At 47.1% G+C, this 21,035-nt stretch carries 22 protein-coding genes; 21 read left to right on the forward strand and 1 reads right to left on the reverse strand.

Annotated elements, in window-relative coordinates; all coding sequences use genetic code 11:
* The first annotated feature begins 16 nt into the window (after positions 1-16).
* The 12 genes from aroF (at position 17) to ANCC_RS02310 (ending at position 12,389) form a co-directional block, all read left to right on the forward strand.
* Positions 17-1,024, forward strand: coding sequence for a 3-deoxy-7-phosphoheptulonate synthase (gene aroF / locus ANCC_RS02255; RefSeq protein ID WP_006567640.1), 1,008 nt, complete (start codon positions 17-19; stop codon positions 1,022-1,024).
* 65 nt (positions 1,025-1,089) lie between these two features.
* Complete coding sequence (gene pth / locus ANCC_RS02260; protein ID WP_006567639.1) at positions 1,090-1,662, forward strand: aminoacyl-tRNA hydrolase; 573 nt, start codon at positions 1,090-1,092, stop codon at positions 1,660-1,662.
* 26 nt (positions 1,663-1,688) lie between these two features.
* Positions 1,689-5,216, forward strand: coding sequence for a transcription-repair coupling factor (mfd, locus tag ANCC_RS02265; protein WP_006567638.1), 3,528 nt, complete (start codon positions 1,689-1,691; stop codon positions 5,214-5,216).
* Between the two features lie 47 nt (positions 5,217-5,263).
* Positions 5,264-6,376, forward strand: a complete 1,113-nt coding sequence (locus tag ANCC_RS02270; RefSeq protein WP_006567637.1) for a peptidylprolyl isomerase — start codon at positions 5,264-5,266, stop codon at positions 6,374-6,376.
* A 73-nt stretch (positions 6,377-6,449) separates the two neighbouring features.
* Positions 6,450-6,638, forward strand: a complete 189-nt coding sequence (locus ANCC_RS02275; RefSeq protein WP_006567636.1) for a DUF951 domain-containing protein — start codon at positions 6,450-6,452, stop codon at positions 6,636-6,638.
* 100 nt (positions 6,639-6,738) lie between these two features.
* Positions 6,739-7,026, forward strand: a complete 288-nt coding sequence (rpsF, locus tag ANCC_RS02280) for a 30S ribosomal protein S6 (protein WP_022261262.1) — start codon at positions 6,739-6,741, stop codon at positions 7,024-7,026.
* 27 nt (positions 7,027-7,053) lie between these two features.
* The gene (locus tag ANCC_RS02285) at positions 7,054-7,506 is read left to right on the forward strand and encodes a single-stranded DNA-binding protein (RefSeq protein ID WP_006567634.1); all 453 of its coding nucleotides are present in this window, start codon (positions 7,054-7,056) and stop codon (positions 7,504-7,506) included.
* 16 nt (positions 7,507-7,522) lie between these two features.
* The gene (rpsR, locus tag ANCC_RS02290; RefSeq protein ID WP_006567633.1) at positions 7,523-7,777 is read left to right on the forward strand and encodes a 30S ribosomal protein S18; all 255 of its coding nucleotides are present in this window, start codon (positions 7,523-7,525) and stop codon (positions 7,775-7,777) included.
* 113 nt (positions 7,778-7,890) lie between these two features.
* Positions 7,891-9,954 carry a DHH family phosphoesterase gene (locus ANCC_RS02295; protein ID WP_006567632.1) on the forward strand — a complete coding sequence of 688 codons (2,064 nt, stop codon included), beginning with the start codon at positions 7,891-7,893 and terminating at the stop codon, positions 9,952-9,954.
* A gap of 1 nt (position 9,955) precedes the next feature.
* Entirely contained in the window at positions 9,956-10,402 is a 447-nt protein-coding gene (gene rplI / locus ANCC_RS02300; protein ID WP_006567631.1) for a 50S ribosomal protein L9, read from the forward strand.
* A gap of 5 nt (positions 10,403-10,407) precedes the next feature.
* Positions 10,408-11,748: a replicative DNA helicase gene (dnaB, locus tag ANCC_RS02305; protein WP_006567630.1), complete on the forward strand. Its 1,341-nt coding sequence runs from the start codon at positions 10,408-10,410 to the stop codon at positions 11,746-11,748.
* A 101-nt stretch (positions 11,749-11,849) separates the two neighbouring features.
* On the forward strand, positions 11,850-12,389 hold the full coding sequence (locus ANCC_RS02310) for a MerR family transcriptional regulator (RefSeq protein ID WP_006567629.1): 540 nt from the start codon (positions 11,850-11,852) through the stop codon (positions 12,387-12,389).
* 55 nt (positions 12,390-12,444) lie between these two features.
* Here ANCC_RS02310 and ANCC_RS02315 read toward each other — a convergent pair whose 3' ends face one another.
* A complete protein-coding gene (locus tag ANCC_RS02315; RefSeq protein WP_006567628.1) occupies positions 12,445-12,615 on the reverse strand; it encodes a DUF362 domain-containing protein in 171 nt (56 codons plus the stop codon).
* A gap of 208 nt (positions 12,616-12,823) precedes the next feature.
* Here ANCC_RS02315 and ANCC_RS02320 point away from each other — a divergent pair, with 208 nt between their 5' ends.
* The 9 genes from ANCC_RS02320 to ANCC_RS02360 all read left to right on the forward strand — a co-directional run bounded on the left by ANCC_RS02320 (position 12,824) and on the right by ANCC_RS02360 (position 20,964).
* The gene (locus tag ANCC_RS02320; protein ID WP_006567627.1) at positions 12,824-13,033 is read left to right on the forward strand and encodes a DUF1858 domain-containing protein; all 210 of its coding nucleotides are present in this window, start codon (positions 12,824-12,826) and stop codon (positions 13,031-13,033) included.
* 240 nt (positions 13,034-13,273) lie between these two features.
* Positions 13,274-13,738, forward strand: coding sequence for a PTS sugar transporter subunit IIA (locus tag ANCC_RS02325; protein ID WP_009289369.1), 465 nt, complete (start codon positions 13,274-13,276; stop codon positions 13,736-13,738).
* 57 nt (positions 13,739-13,795) lie between these two features.
* Positions 13,796-14,071, forward strand: a complete 276-nt coding sequence (locus ANCC_RS02330; RefSeq protein WP_006567625.1) for a PTS sugar transporter subunit IIB — start codon at positions 13,796-13,798, stop codon at positions 14,069-14,071.
* 52 nt (positions 14,072-14,123) lie between these two features.
* Positions 14,124-15,497 (forward strand): PTS galactitol transporter subunit IIC, encoded by a 1,374-nt coding sequence (locus ANCC_RS02335; RefSeq protein ID WP_006567624.1) that lies wholly within the window; start codon positions 14,124-14,126, stop codon positions 15,495-15,497.
* Between the two features lie 30 nt (positions 15,498-15,527).
* Positions 15,528-16,532: a dihydroxyacetone kinase subunit DhaK gene (locus ANCC_RS02340; protein WP_006567623.1), complete on the forward strand. Its 1,005-nt coding sequence runs from the start codon at positions 15,528-15,530 to the stop codon at positions 16,530-16,532.
* Positions 16,533-16,559: 27 nt separating this feature from the next.
* Positions 16,560-18,638: a BglG family transcription antiterminator gene (locus tag ANCC_RS02345; RefSeq protein WP_006567622.1), complete on the forward strand. Its 2,079-nt coding sequence runs from the start codon at positions 16,560-16,562 to the stop codon at positions 18,636-18,638.
* Entirely contained in the window at positions 18,632-19,300 is a 669-nt protein-coding gene (locus ANCC_RS02350; RefSeq protein ID WP_006567621.1) for a class II aldolase/adducin family protein, read from the forward strand. Before ANCC_RS02345 ends, ANCC_RS02350 begins: the two co-directional genes overlap by 7 nt.
* 12 nt (positions 19,301-19,312) lie before the next feature.
* Positions 19,313-20,320 carry a dihydroxyacetone kinase subunit DhaK gene (locus ANCC_RS02355; protein ID WP_006567620.1) on the forward strand — a complete coding sequence of 336 codons (1,008 nt, stop codon included), beginning with the start codon at positions 19,313-19,315 and terminating at the stop codon, positions 20,318-20,320.
* 20 nt (positions 20,321-20,340) lie between these two features.
* On the forward strand, positions 20,341-20,964 hold the full coding sequence (locus ANCC_RS02360; protein WP_006567619.1) for a dihydroxyacetone kinase family protein: 624 nt from the start codon (positions 20,341-20,343) through the stop codon (positions 20,962-20,964).
* Positions 20,965-21,035: the final 71 nt, after the last annotated feature.

Below are 21,035 nucleotides of genomic sequence, written 5' to 3' on the forward strand. Positions count from 1 at the left end.
AAGGAGGAAAAATTCAATGATCATTATTTTAAAGAGTGACGCCAGGAAGCAGCAGATAGAGGCATTAAAGGAGGAGATGGTATCCCAGGGTTTTGCCATTCATGAATCCGCAGGAATCAATACACAGCTTTTAGGGCTGATCGGGGATACCTCCAAGGTCGATGTGGACCACGTGATGGCAAATGACATTGTGGAGACCGTGCAGCGGATTCAGGAACCATACAAGAAGGCAAACAGGAAGTTTCACCCGAATGACACGGCTGTAGATATTGGAGGAGTAAAGATAGGCGGGGGAGAGTTTCAGGTGATTGCCGGGCCGTGCTCTATTGAAACGAAAGAGCAGATGACAGAAGTGGCACAGAAGGTAAAGGAAGCAGGAGCAGGTCTTCTGCGCGGAGGAGCATTTAAGCCGAGGACGTCACCTTACGCTTTCCAGGGACTCCACGATGAGGGGCTCAAGCTTTTGCTGGAGGCTAAAAAAGCCACGGGTCTTCCTGTGGTGACAGAGATCATGGATGCCAGCCACCTTTCACTGTTCGAGGACGTGGACCTGATCCAGGTGGGAACAAGAAATATGCAGAACTTTGAACTGCTGAAAGAACTTGGTAAGATTGACAAACCGGTTCTTTTAAAGAGAGGGATGGCCTGCACCATAGACGAATGGCTCATGAGTGCCGAGTATATCATGGCAGGGGGAAACGAGAATGTGATTTTGTGTGAGCGGGGGATCAGAACTTACGAGACTGCGGTGAGAAACACACTGGATCTGTCTGCTATTCCGATGATTAAGAAGAAATCTCATCTGCCGGTCATCGTAGATCCTTCTCACGCCACAGGCATCCGTTTCATGGTAGAGCCTATGGCTCTTGCCGCCATCGCAGCGGGTGCTGACGGCCTGATGGTAGAGGTACACAATAATCCGGCGAAAGCGCTCTGCGACGGACCGCAGTCACTGACACCGGAAGAATTTGACCATATGATGCAGAAGGTGACGAAAACAAGAGACTTCTTTCAAAATTTATAATCTTTTGTTATACTGGTTCCAGACTTATTTGAAAAGAAAAGGAATCAGGACAAAGGAGCAGCAAAATGAAAGTAATCGTCGGACTGGGCAATCCCGGAAGGCAGTATGAACGGACCAGACATAATATCGGCTTTGCAGCCATTGATTATATTGCCGGGAAAAACCAGATAGAAATTTCTTCAAAAAAGCATAAGGCACTCATCGGAAGCGGATACTTAGGAGGGCAGAAAGTACTGCTTGTAAAGCCGCAGACCTTTATGAACTTAAGCGGGGAGAGCCTCCGGGGAGTCATGGACTTTTACAAGCTGGAGCCTTCAGACTTTATCGTAATATTCGATGATATTTCTCTGGATGTGGGGCAGCTCAGGATCAGGAGAAAGGGAAGCGCCGGAGGCCATAACGGGATCAAGAGCATTATCAGCCATCTGGGAAGCATGGATTTCCCGCGGATAAAAATAGGCGTGGGAGAAAAGCCCAAGGGATACGATTTGGCAGATTATGTGCTGGGCCATTTCTCCAAAGGTGAGATAGAAATTTATGATGATGTGTTTCCGGATGTGGACGATGCGGTAAAACTTATGGTGATGGATGACATATCCGGGGCAATGAACCAATATAATAAAAAAGCGAGGAAGTAACCGCAGCAGAAAGTAAGGAATGAGACGTGTTAGATCATATTTTTGAGAATGATGCAGTGTTTGAACAGATAAAAACAGGCCTTGAGAACAATCAGGGCCCTGTTTTAGTGTCCGGATGCACGGACGGGGCAAAAGCCCATCTGGTCAGTGCACTGAGAGGAAAAAAGAAGCGCGGCAGCTATAAAGTGATCGTGACAGCAGATGAGAATAAGGCCAAGGAGTGGGTGGAAAACTATCGGTTCTTCGGAGAAGACGCCGTCTACTTTCCTGCCAAAGATCCGCTGTTTTACAGCGCTGACGTCCACGGAAATGCCATCGCAAAAGAGCGGCTCAGGGGGATCGAGAGTATTATCAAGGGACAGGGAGGCGTCTTTGTCCTGTCTGTCGACGCCCTGATGGACCGGGTTGTACCTCTTGCGGAGATCAAGAAAAACCGGGTGATGATCAGTCTGGAGACAGAGGTTTCCGAACAGGATATTACGAAAAAATTTACCGCTATGGGGTATGAGAGGACTCCGTTTGTAGAGGCGGCCGGAGAATTTGCGGTCAGAGGCGGGATCGTCGACATTTATCCGTTTACTTCGGACTGTCCGTACAGAATTGAACTCTGGGGGGAAGAGGTCGATTCGATCCGCAGTTTTGATGCCCAGAGTCAGCGGTCCATTGAAGAAGTAAAGAGTCTGACTGTCTATCCTGCCACGGAGATTGTTTTAAGCGAAGAACGGATCTCACAGGGACTGAAAAAGATCGAGGCCGAATATCAGGATTTGAAAGAGACGTTTCATAAAGCCTTTGAGACGGACAAAGAGGTCAGACTCACGAAGGAATACCAGAGGATCAGAGAAGAACTCTCGGAACTTTCCATGCTCATCGGAGTGGAAGGATATCTGCCGTATTTTTATGACCGGCTGGTGTGTTTTCTCGACTATTTCCCGAAAGATACCGCGGTCTATGTGGATGAGCCGCAGCATGTGGAAGAGAGAGGACGGGGCTTCTTCCTGGAGTTTACGGAGAGCATGAAAAGCCGTCTGGAGGCCGGATATCTGCTGCCTGGACAGATGGACACGGTAGCTTGTTTTGAGGAGGCACTGAACCGTCTGCTGAAACAGCCGGTGGCCTTTTTATCTTCACTGGCATCTGAAGTGAAGGCAGCGAAGGTGACAGACACGTTTTTCATAGAGACAAAGTCGGTACAGTCCTATAACAACAGCTTTGAACAGCTGATCAAGGATCTGAAAAGATATCAGAAAAAAGAATATCGGATTCTTGTTGTCTCCCCTTCGGTAACCAGGGCAAAGCGCCTGGCCGAGGATATGAGAGACAGCGGGCTGACTGTCACATACGATAAGAAACCTTCAGAAGATATGGTTCCCGGACAGATCGTTATCACGCCGGGCAAATTAAAGAGCGGCATCGAATATCCGGAGACGAAATGGGTGCTGATCTCCGAGAGCGATATCTTCAGCGGAAGGAAAGAAAAACGCAGGAAGAAAGCCGCCTTTAAGGGAAAAGGCGAGAAGATAAAGAACTTCGCGGATATTTCCATCGGCGACTATGTTGTTCATGAAAAGCACGGCGTTGGAATCTACCGGGGTATTGAAAAAATCACCGTAAACAACGTCGAGAAGGATTATATCAGCATCGAGTATAAAGGCGGGGACAATCTGTTCATCCTTGCCTCTGCTCTGGACCAGATCGCAAAATATGCCAGCGCCAATGCAAAGAAGCCCCGGCTTAACAAGCTGGGAGGCAATGAGTGGAAGAAGACTACCAAGCGGGTCAAAGGCCAGGTGCGGGAAACCGCCAAAGAGCTGGTGGAGCTGTATGCGGTCCGCCAGGCCAAAGAAGGGTATGTCTATGATAAAGATACAGTTTGGCAGAGAGAGTTTGAGGAAATGTTTCCTTATGAGGAAACGCAGGACCAGCTCAATGCCATAGAGGATGTGAAGCGGGACATGGAGAGCACCAAAATCATGGACCGGCTCATCTGCGGGGATGTGGGATACGGAAAGACGGAAGTTGCCATCCGGGCGGCTTTCAAGGCTGTAACCAACGGAAAACAGGTGGCATATCTGGTGCCCACTACGATCCTTGCCCAGCAGCACTACAATACATTCTGTGAGCGCTTTCAGAATTATCCGATGACTGTCAGGGTGATGTCCAGATTCTGTACTCCCAGGGAACAGAAAGAGACGATGGAAGGCCTGAAAAAAGGAATCGTGGATGTGGTCATCGGGACACACCGGCTTCTTTCCAAAGATGTGAAGTACAAAGACCTGGGACTTTTGATCATCGATGAAGAACAGCGTTTCGGCGTGGGACATAAAGAGAAGATCAAGACAATGAAGAAAGATGTGGACGTGCTTTCTCTCTCCGCAACACCGATTCCCAGGACGCTGCATATGAGTCTGATCGGGATCAGGGATATGAGCATTTTGGAGGAACCTCCCCACGACCGGAGAGCGATCCAGACTTATGTGATGGAGTATAATGAGGAGCTTGTAAAAGAGGCAGTCCACCGGGAAATGACGAGAGGCGGTCAGGTATACTATGTATATAACCGGGTCAACAACATTGCGGAGATCACGAGTGAGCTACAGAAACTCCTGCCAAATGCAAAAGTGGCCTTTGCCCACGGACAGATGCGGGAAAGAGAGCTTGAAAATATTATGATGCAGTTCATGGAAAAGGAGATCGACGTACTCGTCTCCACGACAATCATTGAGACCGGGCTGGATATACCGAACGTGAACACGATGATCATCCATGATGCCAACCAGCTGGGACTTTCCCAGCTATATCAGCTCAGGGGGCGTGTCGGACGCTCCAACAGGAACGCATTTGCATTTTTAATGTACAAAAGGGACACTTTATTAAAAGAGACAGCCGAGAAAAGACTCCAGGCGATCCGGGAATTTACGGACCTGGGATCGGGATACAAGATCGCCATGCGGGATCTGGAGATCCGGGGAGCAGGAAATCTTTTAGGAGAAGAGCAGTCCGGCCATATGGAAGCGGTGGGATATGATCTGTACTGTAAGATGCTCAACGACGCGGTGCTGAGGCTGAAAGGAGAACTTTCAGAGGATACTGATTTTGACACGACACTGGATCTGAACATCGATGCCTTTCTTCCATCTGCCTATATCAGAAACGAAGTGGAGAAGCTGGAGCTTTACAAGCGGATATCTGCCATCGAGACGAAGGATGAGCTGGAAGATATGCAGGATGAGCTCCTGGACCGTTTCGGGGATCTGCCGGCAGCGGTAGTCAATCTGCTCCATATCGCCCTGCTGAAGTCGATGGCTCACCATGCCTATATGACCGATGTAAAACAAAAGGGAGAGAAAGTATCCTTTGAGATGAATCCGGAGGCAAACGTGCAGGTAGAGAAGATCCCGGATGTGCTGAGCGAATTTCCGAAGGAACTCTCCGTCAGTGCCGGGGAGCATCCCGTATTCGTACTGGATCTTTCATCCGCGAAGAAAAGCGCATGGCTATCAAAGATTGAACATTGTGTGAACTCATTGGATGCGTTGATTATCAGATCGTAATGTAGTATAATCCAAAATGGAAATAAATTAAACGGAGGAAACGAAGAATGAAACGTGTAGCGAAGAAGATCGTATGTCTTGCGGCGGTTATGGCTTTGTGCGCGGCCTTATTAGCGGGCTGTAAGAAGCAGGATGACAAGACGCTGTTTGAATATGCAGGAAATGAGGTGACCTATAAGGAAGCCCATGTATATGCCAGAATCATGCAGTACAGCGCAGAGCAGCAGTACGCATCTTATCTGGGAGATAAACTGTGGTCTACCCAGGTCGGCACCGACAAAAAGGGCAAAAAGATCACAATGCAGGATTCTATTAAAGACAATGTCATCAACCAGATCAAGACTGTAAAAGTACTGGCTGACCACGCAGATGACTACAAGGTAAAGCTAACTTCCGATGAGAAGAAACAGCTGGACGAATCCGTCAAATCTTTTACTAAAAATGAACTTGGAAAACGTGTGATGAAGGTGACCGGGGCAGATAAAGATTACATCAAAGAGATCCAGCAGGAAAACCTGATTGCCCAGAAGGTTATGAATGCGATCATCGAAAAGGCAGATGTGAAAGTGACAGACGACGAAGCGAAGACCGTAAAAGTATACAAGCTTGTTTTTACAACGAAGAAAACAGACAGCAAGACCGGCAAAGAAGTAAATATGACTGCAAAAGAAAAGGCAGCTCAGTTAAAGAAAGCCAAAGAAGCATTAAAGGCGATCAAGAAAGGCCAGAGCGTCAAGGCAGTAGCCAAAAAGTATAAAGTCGATACAGACAACGAAGAAAGCTACACAAAGGGAAAAGCAGTTCTCGGAACCAAGTTTGAAGATGCGGCTTCCAAATTAAAGAAGAATCAGGTCAGCGGCGTAGTCGAGACAGACGATGCGTATGTCATCATCAAGATGCTCAACCCGAATGTAAAGAGTGAGCTTGCCACATCCAAGAGTACGCTTCTGCAGGAAAAACAGCAGGAAGCATACCAGAAGGTATATAAAAAGTGGACGAAGGATGCAGACAAGAAGTGGGACGATGACAAGAGCATCGATCAGGAACTGTGGAAAAAGATCACATTTAAGTATAAGGCAACGACCACAGCTACCGAAAAGACGACCACAGAAGCCACAACCACAGCAAAGCAGAAAGCAACGACAGAGAAGAAAAAGTAATACAGCTCTTTGTGAAAGGCAGCCCATGATCCGGCTGCCTTTTTCGTAAAGATTTGAGAAAAGGAGGCAGTGTATGGAATTTCAGATCGGTGATGTAATCAAGATGAAAAAACCTCATCCGTGCGGGAGCAGCGAGTGGGAGATATTGAGGGTCGGCATGGATTTTCGGCTGAAATGTATGGGCTGCGGACGTCAGGTGATGGTGTCCAGGAAGCTCGTGGAGAAGAATTTCAGGGGATTTGTGAAAAAAGCTTGCGGTTAAAAGGAATTTATGGTAACATATCAACTTGTGATATATAAATTTATCCTTGCTCTTGGCAGAAGATCAAGAGCCGAAAAGACCAGAAGGAGGTGCAGATAACATGAGTAAATATGAACTCGCATTAGTCGTGAATGCTAAGATCGAAGACGAAGCAAGAGCGGAAGTAGTGGAAAAAGCAAAAGCTATGATTACAGAAGCAGGAGCTGAAATCACGAATGTCGATGAATGGGGAAAGAAGCGTTTAGCTTACGAGATCCAGAAGATGAAAGAAGGATACTACTACTTCATCCAGTTCGACGCAGAGACAGAAGTTCCGGCTGTTTTAGAAGAAAAACTTCGAATTACAGAAAATGTATTACGTTATTTAGTCGTAAAACAGGATGCCTAACACTTTGGTAGGCAGGAGGAATCCAATATGAATAAAGTGATTTTGATGGGCCGTCTTACCAGAGACCCGGACGTGAGATACTCACAGGGTGAGAGAGCGACGGCAGTTGCAAGATATACTTTAGCTGTAAACAGGAGATTCAAGAGGGATGGCGAACCGGATGCAGACTTTATCAACTGTGTCGCATTTGGACGTGCCGGCGAATTTGCTGAGAAGTATTTCCGCCAGGGAATCAAGATTGTCATCTCAGGAAGAATCCAGACAGGCAGTTACACCAACAAGGACGGAATCAAGGTCTATACCACCGATGTTATTGTAGAAGAACAGGATTTCTGCGAGAGCAAAGCGGCAACGGACCAGTACAACGGAGGAGGAATGCAGACAGCAAATCCTTCGAAACCGCCGCAGCCGAGCCAGGCCGCAGGAGACGGTTTTATGAACATTCCGGACGGATTGGAAGAGGAACTGCCATTTAGTTAAATTAGGAGGTTTAATCATGGCTTATAATAGAGGTGATTCTCCGAACAGGAGAAGAGGCGGACGCAGAAGAAGAAAAGTATGTGCATTCTGTACAGAAGCCGATGCCGTTATCGATTACAAAGACGTAGCGACATTAAAGAAATATGTTTCTGAGAGAGGCAAGATCCTGCCGAGACGTATCACAGGAACATGTGCAAAGCATCAGAGAGCTGTCACAAGCGCGATCAAAAGAGCAAGACATCTCGCTTTAATGCCTTACACACAGGACTAATAAAAGACAAGCCGCCGTATCCCTATGGATATGGCGGTTTTTTTGACCTTGCCTGCCAGTCATGCTATAATGAAAAATACAATATTTGAATCCGAGGTTTAAGGAGCCGTATCATGAAAAATAAGAATACAAGTATAAGCGTCAGCAAAGATATTGTCTGGCCCGTTCTGGCCGGACTGTTGTTTTTGATGGCAGACATTCTGGTGTTTTCCATTGACGTGAAGTCCGGGATCATCCTGGCCTGTTTTGTACTGATCTTCTTTTTGTTTTCCGTGATCTATTATCCGTATTATAAGAAGATGACACAGGAGACGATGGACTTTCTATTTGAGCAGAGCCGGGTCCAGAACCATTTGATCAAAGAGCTGCCTCTTCCCTATGTGCTGATCGGCGGGGACGGGGATATCATGTGGTATAATCAGGCATTTGAAAAGATTTTGGACGGGAAGAACATTTCCAAGCTTCAGCAGATGTTCCCCGAACTGGACAAGAACCTGCTTCCGTCGGAGATGAATCACGCAGTCTCCCATGTGAAGAGAGAGAGCCGGGAAAAGGATCAGGATAAGACCTGCTTTTACAAAATCGAATTCGTGAGGATCCAGATGGACAGTCTCATTGATGAGGAGACAGAGAGCAAGTCAAAACAGTGGCTCAGAGACCAGTCGATGATTGCCGCCTATATCTTTGACCAGACCATGCTCAAGATGTATATGGAGCAGAACGAAAATCAGCGGATGGTGGTCGGACTGATCTATATTGATAATTATGAGGAACTTCTGGACAACGTGGATGAAGTAAAACAGTCCATGCTTCTGGCGCTGACAGACCAGAAGATCAATAAATTTATTCAGAATATTTCCGGCATTGTGAAAAAGACGGAGAAAGATAAGTATTTGATTATATTTCAGCAAAAGTATCTGGAGAAAGTCAAGGCAGGGAAGTTTCACATTTTGGAGGAAGTTAAGAGTATAAATCTTGGAAGCAGCGGTAATATGACGCTGAGCATCAGCCTTGGGATCAACGGTCAGAGCTACCAGGAAAACTATGAGGCCGCATGCACGGCTATGGACCTGGCTCTTGGACGGGGCGGCGACCAGGCGGTGATCAAAGACGGCGAGGATATTTCCTATTACGGGGAGAACGCCGCCGTAGTTGAGAAGAATACGAGAGTCAAAGCCAGAGTCAAGGCCCACGCATTGAGGGAACTTCTGGAGTCGAAAGAAAATGTAGTTATTATGAGCCATAAAATACCCGACCCGGATGCCATGGGGGCTGCGGTGGGATTATACCGCCTGGGGCTTTCACTGGGCAGAAAGGCCCACATCGTCATGAACGAGGTGACAATTTCCGTGCGACCGATCATGGAAGAACTGCTGTCGTGTGAGGAATACGACGAGGACATGTTTATCTCCAGCGATACGGCCAGGGAGATCACGGATGACAACACCCTGCTGATCGTTGTGGACGTAAATCACGCAAGCTACACCGAGTGTGAAGATCTGCTGGAACAGACCAATACGATCGTCATCCTGGACCACCACAGAAAGGGAAAAGAGACGATCAAGTATCCGGTTCTCTCTTATATTGAGCCTTACGCTTCTTCCACCTGTGAGCTGGTGGCGGAGGTGCTTCAGTATATCACTACGAAACCAAAACTTCTCCCGGTGGAAGCCAATGCCATGTACTTCGGCATGCTGATCGATACCGATAACTTTGTCAATAAGACAGGGGTACGGACATTCGAGGCGGCGGCATTTCTGAAGCGGAGCGGGGCAGATTTAAATAAAGTGCGGAAGATGTCCAGGACCAGTATGGATTCTTACAGAATCCGAGCGAAGGCGGTGAGTGATGCTGAGATTATGTATGGTTCCTTTGCCATTGCCACTCTGGTGGGGATTGGCATCGACAGTCCGACGGTGGTCGGGGCCCAGGTGGCCAATGAACTTTTAGATATTGACGGGATCAAGGCATCCTTTGTGCTGACCGGCGTGGAAGAGCGGGTCTATGTCAGTGCCAGATCCATTGACGAGGTGAATGTACAGAAGATTATGGAGCAGTTCGGAGGAGGAGGCCATCTGACCGTGGCCGGTGCCCAGATGGTGGATGTGTCCCTGTATGACGCAAAACAGATCATCAAGGGGACTCTGCAGTTTATGAAAGAGGAAGGAGACATATAAAATGAAAGTGATTTTATTGCAGGATGTAAAAAATGTAGGAAAGAAAGACGATATTGTGGAAGCTAACGACGGATACGCAAGAAATGTGCTCCTGCGCAAGGGACTCGGTGTGGAAGCGAGCAAAAAAGCGGTCAATGATCTGAAGCTTAAAAAGGCCAATGAAGACAGAGTGGCAAAAGAGAAGCTTTTAGAGGCGAAGAAGTTTGCAGAAGAGCTCAGGGAGAAGGAAGTCATCCTGAAGATGAAAGTGGGAGAGGGCGGCAGAACTTTTGGTGCCGTATCCACGAAGGAGATTGCTGAGGCCGCCAAAAAACAGCTGGGCTATGATCTGGATAAAAAGAAGATGCACACAGAGCCGATCAAAACACTCGGGGTACACAATATCGAGGTGAAAGTGCACCCGAAAGTGACTGCCACATTAAAGGTAAAAGTACAAGAGGATAAATAAAGACAATGGATGAGGCATTTATCAAGAAAATACAACCCAACAGCATGGAGGCGGAGCAGTCTGTCATAGGTGCCATGATCATGGACAGGGATGCGATCGCTGATGTTTCCGATATTGTCACCAAAGAGGATTTTTATCAGAAGCAGAACGGGATTTTGTTTGAATCGATGACAGAGCTGTACAAGGAGGGAAAACCCGTAGATCTGGTAACTCTCCAGAATAAGCTGAAAGAAAAAGATGTGCCGGAATCCATGAAAAGCCTGGAGTTTATAAGGGATCTTCTGGAGGCGGTTCCCACGTCTGCCAACGCCAAGCAGTATGCCCAGATCGTGAAGGAGAAGTCCACCCTGCGGAAGCTGATCAGGGTGACGGAGGAGATCACGAAGGACTGTTATCTCGGAAAGGAAGAGGTTCCGCAGATCCTGGAAAAGACGGAAAAAGACGTGTTCGGACTTTTGCAGGAAGCCAGCGGCCGTGAGGATTTTGTCTCTATTGACCAGGTTGTGTTAAATACGCTGGAGAGCATAGAGGAGGCAGCGGCATCCGACGGAAGGATCACCGGGGTTGCCACAGGGTTTGATGACCTTGACTTTAAGCTGACCGGCCTTCACCCGTCGGAGCTTATCATGGTGGCTGCAAGACCTGCCATGGGTAAGACTGCATTTGTCTTAAACATCGCCCAGCATGCTGCGGTTAGGAAACAGGTTCCCACAGCGATCTTCAGCCTGGAAATGTCCAAGGAACAGCTGGTGACCCGTATGATCTCCATGGAGGCCATGGTGGACTCCCAGGCGATCCGTACCGGAGAGCTTCAGGAGACCGAGTGGGAGAAGATCATGGAGAGTGCCGGGACCATTGGGCGTTCTCCTCTGATCATCGACGATACCCCGGGTATTACTGTGGCGGAATTAAGGTCCAAATGCCGCCGTTATAAGCAGACTTACGGGCTGGGCCTGATCATCATCGACTATTTGCAGCTGATGTCCGGAGGGAAAAAGTCTGAGTCAAGACAGCAGGAGATCTCCGAGATCTCCCGTTCCCTAAAGGCGCTGGCCAGGGAGATGGATGCGCCGGTCATCGCCCTTTCGCAGCTGAGCCGTATGGTGGAGCAGAGGAAACCGCCGAAGCCTGTCCTTTCCGACTTAAGGGAATCCGGTTCCATCGAGCAGGATGCCGATGTCGTTATGTTCATCTACAGGGATGACTATTACAACGAAGACTCTGAGAAGAAGGGTCTTGCGGAGATCATCGTGGCAAAACAGAGAAATGGTTCCACAGGAAGTGTGGAACTCGTCTGGTTAGGACAGTATACGAAGTTTGGAAATAAAGAGAGAGTCAGGATGTAGCCTGCAGATTATGATAGAAACCGTCGTCTTTTAGAGGGCGGTTTTTCTTGTCCCGCAAAGAGCCCCCACCTTATAATAAATAAGAAGAAAGGAAGGGACTTATGAAGGAAAAAAGACGAATGATTTCTGAAGCAGCCAAAGAATTGGGGTTAGAAACCTATACTTTAAGGGCCTGGGAGGAAGAGCTGAAGCTTAACATTCCGCGGAATGACAAGGGCTACCGTTACTATGGGGAAAAAGAATTACATACATTTATGAAGATCCGTGATATGAGGGATGAGGGCATGAGCATGGATGAAATCAAGGAGGCTCTGCCAAAGAATGTCATTCCCTTTCCCGCAGGCGGGAGCAGTGTGGGTCCGCAGGATAAAATGGAACAGTTCCAAAATGTTATGGTTAAGATTATGGGACGGGCCTTAAACGAACAGAAAAATCAGCTGAGCCGGGAAATCGGCGATCAGGTTACCAGACAGGTGGCAAAGGAAATGGATTATCAGTTCCGTCAGAAGGAGGAATCGGAAGAAAAGAGATTCCAGAAGCTGGACGAGCTGATCCGTCTGCAGCAGCAGAGCAGAGAAGAGATTGCAGCTACAAAAGAGAGAGGATTCTTTTTTAAGAAGAAAAAAAGAAACCGCGATTAATAAATTTTCTTAAACAAAAAAGAGATGCCGAACGGCATCTCTTTTTATGTATCGATTATTCCTGGCTGATAGCGCCGGTTGGACATCCGTCTGCGCAAGCTCCGCAGTCTAAGCATGTATCTGCATCGATTACGTACTGTCCGTCCCCTTCGCTGATAGCTCCTGCCGGGCAAGTACCTTCGCAAGCTCCGCAAGAGATACAAGCGTCTGAAATTACATATGCCATATCTATATTCCTCCTTTAAAAAGTTGTGTATGAAATGGCGGGTGACCCGCCTTCCAGGTACTTTTCATTTTAATATACTTAATATACAATATCAAGGGAATTCCGGTGAATTATTGTATTTTTAATTATAATGTATTATACTAAATAAGATTCTTCTTCAGGGATTTATGGAGAAGAACGGCGACTGTTAAGAATGGAGGTATTATAAATGAATACAATCACAAAGGACATGGTGATCGGTGATCTGCTTGCCATCGATGAAAACTTCGCGGCTATTTTAATGGCATCCGGCATGCACTGCGTGGGCTGCCCGTCTTCACAGGGAGAGACACTGGAAGAAGCTGCTTTTGTGCACGGAATGAATGTAAATGAACTTCTCGGCAGACTGAATGAATATATGGAGACAAAACAGGCCTGACACCCTGTCACCGTAAGATTTAGAGGACAACCCTCAGATGAGATTCTGGGGATTGTCTTCTTTTTTTGCACGGATTTATATTGTTCAGTGCGTTGCGCAATCGGATTGCGCATGCTTGTGATGAGCAATTCAATGAGCAACTTTGGGACCCAATTCAGATTGTTTTAGTGGGTATTACAGGGTTACAATTTAAGAGTACTAAGAACGAAATGAAAATAAAAAGAAAAGGAGTGATAATGTTTGAAACGCGACATGATTTACAAAGACCTGATCCAGCTGGATATGGAAGCGGCAGACACCGATGACTTTTTTGACAAGATGGCCGCAAAACTTGAAGAACTTGGTTTTGTAAAGAGCTCATTCGTGGATGCGATCAAGACAAGGGAGAAAAACTTCCCGACGGCATTGGCAGTAGAGCCGTATCCGGTAGCGATCCCTCATGCAGATCCGGAACACATCTTAAAGCCATTCATTGCGCCGGTCAGATTAAAAGAACCGGTCAAGTGGTGTGAAATGGCGGCAAACGATGTGGAACATGATGTGAAGTTTGTCTTTATGCTTGGTTTTAAGCGTTCTGATGAGCATGTGGAACTGCTTCAGATCCTTGTGGCAAACTTCCAGGATGAGTCCCTGATGAAACGCCTTATGGATGCAAAAACCGAAGAAGAGTATATGGAAGCAATTCTTTCCATGAAAGGACTCTAAACACTGAATGAAAGTAAATGAAATTAAGGGTTTATCTCAAGAAAGGAAATAAAAATTATGAAAAAGATCATTGTAGCATGCGGAAGCGGAGTAGCAACATCTCAGACAGTAGCAAGCAAGGTGAACCGTTTATTAAAAGAAAATAAGGTAGACGCTCAGGTGGAAGCGGTAGATTTAAAATCCGTAGACCGCTATATGGATTCCAGCGTGGCATATATCGCGATCACAAAGATTGACAAGGAGTATCCGATCCCGGTGATCAACGGAATCGCATTCTTAACCGGAGTAGGCCAGGATGCAGAACTGAAAAAGCTGATCGAGGCATGTAAATAAGAGGAGAAAAACTACAAAAGACACATCATAAGAGGATGAAAGGAGAGATTGTATGCAAGTATTGAGTTCAGTTGTCAATTATCTATTAGGTTTGGGGGCTGCGATTTTCGTACCGATCATTATTATCATCGCCGGACTGATCGTTCGGATGAAAGTAAAAGATGCGGTTTCCGCAGGTATCACACTGGGTGTGGCGTTTACCGGAATGACGATGCTCATTTCCTTCATGACAGAAACTATAAGTCCGGCGGCAGAAGCGATGCTTAAATCAACCGGTATTGCACTGCCGATTGTCGATGGAGGGTGGACGACCATGTCAACGATTTCATGGTCCTGGCCGTACGCATTCTTAATGTTCCCGCTGCTGATCATCATCAATGTCATTATGCTGGTGATTAATAAGACAAATACATTCAACGCCGATCTTTGGAACGTATGGGGAAAGATCTTTACGGCGGTTGCTGTTGTAGCCATTACAAAACCACATTTCGGAGCGGCAGGTTCTATTGCCTGTGCATTTGTTGTAGCAGCGATCCAGATCGTTTTTGAATTAAAGGCTGCAGATATGCATCAGCACAGAATTGAAAAACTTTCCGGAATTCCGGGTGTTACCTGTACCCATAAAATGACGTTCCTGGCAGCTGTAATGTATCCAATTGACTGTATTTTAAAGAAATTACCAGCCTTAAATAAACAGTTTGATGCTGCAGCATTAAAAGACAAGGTGGGAATTTTTGCAGAAAACCATATCCTTGGATTCATCCTTGGTATCGTTTTCGGAGTTCTTGCCAGATACAGCGTTGCAAATACATTGACACTGGCGATCAAGGCAGCAACAGCCCTGACCTTATTCCCGGTTATTACAAAATACTTTATGCAGGCTCTGGCTCCGATTTCAGAGGCAGTCAGTGACTTCATGAACAAGAAATTCTCAGGAAGAACTTTGGTAGTAGGGCTTGACTGGCCATTCCTTGGAGGATCCAATGAGATCTGGCTGGCAGTTATTTATTCTGTGCCGATCACACTGTTATTCTCAATGTTCCTTCCGGGCAATGAACTTCTTCCATTTGCCGGAATCATTAACATCGCGCTTGCTGTACCGGCCTTCCTTGTAACAGGAGGAAATCTGATCCGTATGATCATTCTGTGTACTATTTTTGCACCGGTCTTCTTATGGGTTGGTACTGCGTTTGCACCGTTTATGACAGACTTGGCACGGACAACAGGAGCCGTATCATTGAAGGCAGGAGAAATGATCTCCAACAGTTGTATTGACGGACCGATTCAGACCTATGCTTTCTCACACGTATTTAAAATTCTGGACGGAGAATTCATTCCGCTGGTGATCCTGATCGTCTGGGTGGTATGTTTCGTATTCTACTACAGAAGTCTAACTAAAGAGGCAAAACAGGAAGCCAACAACTAATTTGAAGGACATAGAAGAGGAGATAGAAATATGCAGAGGTTTGTGAATGATCCGGATTACGTTGTAGAAGATATGCTGAAGGGGTTTTTAAAGGCTCACGGGGATCTTATCGTCAAGTCTGAGGCCAACGACCGTGTCGTAAAATACATAAATGCACCGGTAGAAGGGAAAGTCGGTCTGGTGACAGGCGGCGGAAGCGGACATGAACCTGCTTTTCTTGGCTATGTCGGAAAGAATATGGTGGATGCTGTGGCAGTCGGCGAAGTTTTTTCTTCGCCGTCAGCCCAGGCATTCTACGATGCATTTATGGAAGCAGATGCAGGGAAAGGTGTCGCCTGCCTGTTCGGCAACTATGCCGGAGATAACATGAATGTAAAAATGGCTGTCCGAAAAGCGAAAAAAGCCGGTGTCACTGTAAAGTATGTAACCGCAAACGATGATGTGGCTTCATCTCCGAAAGAAACGAAGGAAAAACGCCATGGGATCGCAGGCGGCGTTTTTATGTGGAAGATCGGGGGAGCCAGGGCAGCAAAAGGCGGAGACCTGGATGAGGTCATTGCATCTGCCCAAAAAGCAGTGGACAATACAAGAAGTATCTGTGTAGGATTAAGTCCATGTGCCATACCCGCAGTTGGTCATCCTAATTTCCATATTGAAGAAGGAAGCATGGAGGTGGGGATCGGACACCACGGGGAGCCGGGCATCAATGTGCAGGACCTGGAGCCTGCCGCAAAGATTGCACAGAACATGGCTGAGACAGTAGTAAACGACTTGGAACTCGGAGAAGGGGAAGAGGCGGCGGTGCTGCTTTCCGGTCTCGGGGCGACACCGGTCATGGAACTGTATGTACTGTACGATGAAATTGAAAGATACTTGAGAGAAAAGGGAATTTCCGTTTATAAGACTTTGATTGGGGACTATGTGACTTCCCTTGACATGAACGGAGCTGCGCTGACTGTCATGCGCCTGGACGATGAATTAAAGGAACTGCTGGATTACGAGGCAAAATCACCAGGCATTGAGGTTACAAAATAGCAGCGGAACGATGAAAGAGGGATTCTAGTGTATTTAGACGAAAGAGGCTATTTAGTATTAAAAACAATTGTAAATAATCCGTCTATAACTGGAAAGGAAGTGGAGCAGTCATTAGATTTGTCCAGGAAGCAGGTCAGCTATACGATGGATAAGATCAACCAGTACCTGGCGGATAACGGACTGCCCAAGATAGAAAGACTGCGCACCGGAAAATTTGTGATACCGGTTCCTGTGCTGGAACAGTACCAGACCGAGGATATTGGGATCAAAGACAGTACCTATGTGTACTCCGACAAAGAACGGGGAGCGCTGATCTTCCTGATCCTTCTGTGCGCAAGGGAAGAATTATCAATTTACCATTTTACATCAAAGCTGGATATCAGCAAGAATACATTTTTGATCGACGTTAAGAAACTGGAGGAAAGGCTGGCGCCGTACGGCCTTGGAATCCATTACAGCAGACAGGACGGATACCATCTGGCCGGAAGTGAATTCTGCAAACGGGAGGCCATGATCCCGATTGTGCGGCAGATCCTAAATATGCCGAACGGGCAGGAAGCCATTCTGGAGATTTCCCAGGTCGATCCGGAACTCATGGAGCAGGTGCGGGGGCAGATCAGTGAGATTGAGAATAAGTTAAAGATCCGTTTTACCGATGAAAGGCTGAGGGAACTTCCTTATATTCTCTGTCTGGTGCTGATCCGCATCAAGAAAGGGAGAATCCTGGAAGATCTTCCTGAATCCTTTCAGCATATTGCCGGGACAAAAGAGTATTCTGTCATGGTGGAATTTGCAAAAGAGCACGATGTGGCATGGCAGACGGAAAAGATCTTTTTTGCCGCGCAGATTCAGATTTCCAACTATCACAGGTTCCAGTCGGATAATCTGAGAAGTGAAGTGGAGATCATGGAGGCGGCCAGGCAGGTCATCGACAATTTTGAAAAGATTATATGCGTCAACATCAAGGAGCGGGATATCCTTCTGGAAGCTCTGTTTCAGCATGTGAAGCCGGCGTTTTACAGGGTCAAATACCACTATCATATCGAACAGAGTATTGTAGACATGGTACTTCCCAGATACAGTTCCCTGCACGCCATGGTAAAGCGGTCCATGAAACCTCTGGAGGAACTGGCTGGAAGTGAATTTCCCGATGAAGAGCTGGTCTATATTACAGCACTCTTCGGGGCATGGCTTCAGAGAGAAGGAATCCTGGACATAGAAAATCAGAAAAAAAGAGCTGTAATTGTCTGTGCCAATGGGGTGTCGGTTTCCAACTTCTTATTTTTTACACTGCGGGAGCTGTTTCCGGAGATCGAGTTCCTCACATGCCTTTCTATGAGAGATTTTACCGAATACAAAGAAGAATTTGAATTAGTCTTTACTATGGTCCGTCTGGAGACGGATAAACTTCAGTTTCTTGTAAAACCATTTCTCGATGAAGCTTCCAAGCATAAATTCAGGGAAAAGGTATTGAGTGAGATTAACGGTATTATGCCTCACGAAGTCGATGTGACAGAAATTGTAAGGGCTGTGGAACAGCACGCAGTCATTGAGGACCGGGACGCGCTGGTCAGAGAGATCAACAGAGTTTTAAACCCTGTAAATGTTCAGGGAACTGCAGAAAGAACGGCGGAGATGAAAGAACAGCCTATGCTGGCAGATGTACTTACAAAGGAAACGGTCCAAATATCAGAGGAGCCCATGGAATGGGAAGATGCCGTGAGGACGGCGTCGGCTCCGCTGCTTGCACAGGGAGATATAGAACAGCGCTATGTAGAGAGGATGGTCCAGATCATCCGGGAAGACAAGCCATATATTATGATCGCTGACGGAGTCATCATCGCCCATGCGGGAGTGGAGGACGGAGCCGGACGGATTTGTATTTCATTGTTAAAGCTTCCGGAAAGAATTGACATCAACGGGTATTTAAACGCGGACATTGTCATAGTTCTTGGGACTCCGGATGCCACCAATCATTTAGGGGTATTATTTCAGCTGAATGAGATCCTGGAGGACCCTTCTGCATTGAAGAAGCTGAAGCAGGCAAAACAGCCGGAAGAGATCCTTACCATTGTTCAAAAAGAAAAGGAGAAATCATTATGTTAGAATCATTAAAAAAGGATGTAGTCCAGATTGCAAAAAGAGCACAGAAGGACGGATTATGCAAACATTTGTCCGGAAACTTCAGTGCCAGGGATAAAGAAACAGGCTATGTAGTCATTACACCGACTCAGGTGGACAGAGAGCTTTTAACGGCAAGAGACATGGTTGTCTTAGACTTGGATGCCAATGTCGTTGAGAATCTTTCCGGACTGCGTCCTACCAGTGAGTCCCTGATGCACTTACAGATCTATAAGACAAGACCGGATGTCAATGCGATAGCACATACACACTCAATGTACGCCACCACATTTGCAGTGCTGAAAAAACCGATTCCGGCTGTTGTATACGAAGTTGCAAACTTAGGAGTGAGCAAGTCAAGAATTCCGGTAGCTCCATACGGACGCCCGGGTTCCACGGACCTGTCTGACAGTGTCATTGAACCGGTTCAGGAAGCAGACTGTTTCCTTCTGCAGGGACACGGCGCTGTTGCTGTAGACGGCAGAGAAATTTACGATGCTTACCTGAAAGCTTCCTACATCGAAGAACTGGCTCAGTTATACTTTAACTGTCTTGCTGCCAATGGAGGACAGGAGCCGGATTACTTCCCACCGGAAGAATTACAGAGCTGGGCATATCCTTCACAGATTAAATTCCCAAATAAATAAGGAGTGTGAGAGATGAAGAAAATTATCAATGAGCCGGACAATTATCTAAAAGAGATGCTAAGCGGCATCTATATCGCACACAAAGACATGGTGACCTGCACGGATGATGATCTTCAGTGCCTTGTGTCTAAATACAAGAAAGAAGGAAAAGTAGGCATCGCCACAGGAGGCGGTTCCGGACACCTTCCTCTGTTCCTTGGCTATGTTGGAGAGGGCATGCTGGATGGCTGCTGCGTAGGTGATGTATTCCAGTCACCGAGTGCAGAACAGATGCTTGCCGTAACAAAAGAGATCGACAGCGGGGCAGGCGTGCTCTATATCTATGGAAATTACAACGGAGACATCTTTAACTTTGATATGGCGGCCGAGATGGCGGACATGGAAGAGGATATCCGCGTGGAGACCGTTCTCGGGGCCGATGATGTGGCTTCTGCCGGTCCTTCCGCACCGGGTGAGAAGAGCACCCGCCGGGGAGTGGCAGGTATTTTCTTTGTATTTAAATGCGCAGGGGCTGCCGCAGACAAGATGATGGATCTGGATAACGTGAAAAGAATCGCCGACAAGGCAAATGCCAATGTGCGGACTATGGGAGTCGCCCTTACCCCTTGTGTCGTGCCGAGAGTCGGAAAAGCCGGATTCTCCATCGGGGAAGATGAGATGGAGATCGGTATGGGCATCCACGGGGAGACCGGTATCAGACGCGGAAAAATTGAGCCGGCAGACCAGATCGTAGATGAGATGTTAGGTCAGATCGTTGCGGATCTTCCGTATGAGAGCGGCGATGAAGTGGCTGTCCTCGTCAACGGCCTTGGAGCCACCACTTTAGATGAACAGTATATTGTGACCCGTCACATTGACGAGGTGCTCTCAGAAAAAGGAATCAGTGTTCACAGATATTATGTGGGAGAGTATGCCACTGCACTGGAGATGGCAGGATTTTCAATCTCTCTGCTGAAGCTGGATGACGAGCTCAAAGAGATGCTGGACAGTGATGCGAAGACACCGTTCTTCCGCCAGTAAGTGAGGAGGCAGAATTAAGGATGGACAATAGTTATTTAATCAGGCTTTTGAAAGAGATCAGTGATATCATGGCAGAAAACAGGGATCATCTGATCGAGATGGACAGCATCGTGGGAGACGGTGACCTGGGACTGACCATGGGGGATGGATTTAAGGCCGCCTATGAGAAAGTCGCAGACGGTTCCGTTACGGATGCCGGAAAGCTTTTATACCAGGCCGGAAAGGCCATGGCATCTGCGGTGCCGTCTACGATGGGCACACTGATGGCTTCGGGACTTATGCAGGCGGGCAAAGTCCTGAAGGGTACGGAAATGCTTGAGAATGCGGATGTGGCAAAGCTTTTTGAGGCCTATGAAGCAGGTGTTGCAAACCGCGGAAAAGCCAAAGTGGGAGAAAAGACGTTTATTGACGGTATCCACCCGGCGGTGGAAAGTCTGAATGCCGCTGCGGCATCGGGTGCTCCTCTGGAAGAGATGGCAGCCGGTGCAGTAAAGGCAGCAGAGGACGGTTTCAAGAATACGACCACCATGCTTGCGGTTCACGGACGCGCCGCAACCAGGGGAGAGGCTTCCAGAAGTCTTGAAGATCCGGGGGCATATGTGGCGGTGCTTATTATGAAGGCGTTTGAGAAGAGTACAAAATAACTAGCATAAAATTACAATAAGAGAGCCAAAATTTCTATTTTATAATAAATTTTGGCTCTCTTATTTATAAT

This window comes from Anaerostipes caccae L1-92, assembly GCF_014467075.1.
GTDB lineage: Bacteria > Bacillota > Clostridia > Lachnospirales > Lachnospiraceae > Anaerostipes > Anaerostipes caccae.

Coding starts and splice junctions, on each gene's coding strand:
- ANCC_RS02320 (WP_006567627.1), top strand. CDS start 12,824: ATGAATACAATCACAAAGGACATGGTGATCGGTGATCTGCTTGCCATC.
- ANCC_RS02295 (WP_006567632.1), top strand. CDS start 7,891: ATGAAAAATAAGAATACAAGTATAAGCGTCAGCAAAGATATTGTCTGG.
- ANCC_RS02350 (WP_006567621.1), top strand. CDS start 18,632: ATGTTAGAATCATTAAAAAAGGATGTAGTCCAGATTGCAAAAAGAGCA.
- ANCC_RS02310 (WP_006567629.1), top strand. CDS start 11,850: ATGAAGGAAAAAAGACGAATGATTTCTGAAGCAGCCAAAGAATTGGGG.
- rpsR (WP_006567633.1), top strand. CDS start 7,523: ATGGCTTATAATAGAGGTGATTCTCCGAACAGGAGAAGAGGCGGACGC.
- ANCC_RS02360 (WP_006567619.1), top strand. CDS start 20,341: ATGGACAATAGTTATTTAATCAGGCTTTTGAAAGAGATCAGTGATATC.
- ANCC_RS02285 (WP_006567634.1), top strand. CDS start 7,054: ATGAATAAAGTGATTTTGATGGGCCGTCTTACCAGAGACCCGGACGTG.
- pth (WP_006567639.1), top strand. CDS start 1,090: ATGAAAGTAATCGTCGGACTGGGCAATCCCGGAAGGCAGTATGAACGG.
- rplI (WP_006567631.1), top strand. CDS start 9,956: ATGAAAGTGATTTTATTGCAGGATGTAAAAAATGTAGGAAAGAAAGAC.
- ANCC_RS02270 (WP_006567637.1), top strand. CDS start 5,264: ATGAAACGTGTAGCGAAGAAGATCGTATGTCTTGCGGCGGTTATGGCT.
- rpsF (WP_022261262.1), top strand. CDS start 6,739: ATGAGTAAATATGAACTCGCATTAGTCGTGAATGCTAAGATCGAAGAC.
- ANCC_RS02355 (WP_006567620.1), top strand. CDS start 19,313: ATGAAGAAAATTATCAATGAGCCGGACAATTATCTAAAAGAGATGCTA.
- aroF (WP_006567640.1), top strand. CDS start 17: ATGATCATTATTTTAAAGAGTGACGCCAGGAAGCAGCAGATAGAGGCA.
- ANCC_RS02330 (WP_006567625.1), top strand. CDS start 13,796: ATGAAAAAGATCATTGTAGCATGCGGAAGCGGAGTAGCAACATCTCAG.
- ANCC_RS02315 (WP_006567628.1), bottom strand. CDS start 12,615: ATGGCATATGTAATTTCAGACGCTTGTATCTCTTGCGGAGCTTGCGAA.
- ANCC_RS02335 (WP_006567624.1), top strand. CDS start 14,124: ATGCAAGTATTGAGTTCAGTTGTCAATTATCTATTAGGTTTGGGGGCT.
- ANCC_RS02340 (WP_006567623.1), top strand. CDS start 15,528: ATGCAGAGGTTTGTGAATGATCCGGATTACGTTGTAGAAGATATGCTG.
- ANCC_RS02275 (WP_006567636.1), top strand. CDS start 6,450: ATGGAATTTCAGATCGGTGATGTAATCAAGATGAAAAAACCTCATCCG.
- dnaB (WP_006567630.1), top strand. CDS start 10,408: ATGGATGAGGCATTTATCAAGAAAATACAACCCAACAGCATGGAGGCG.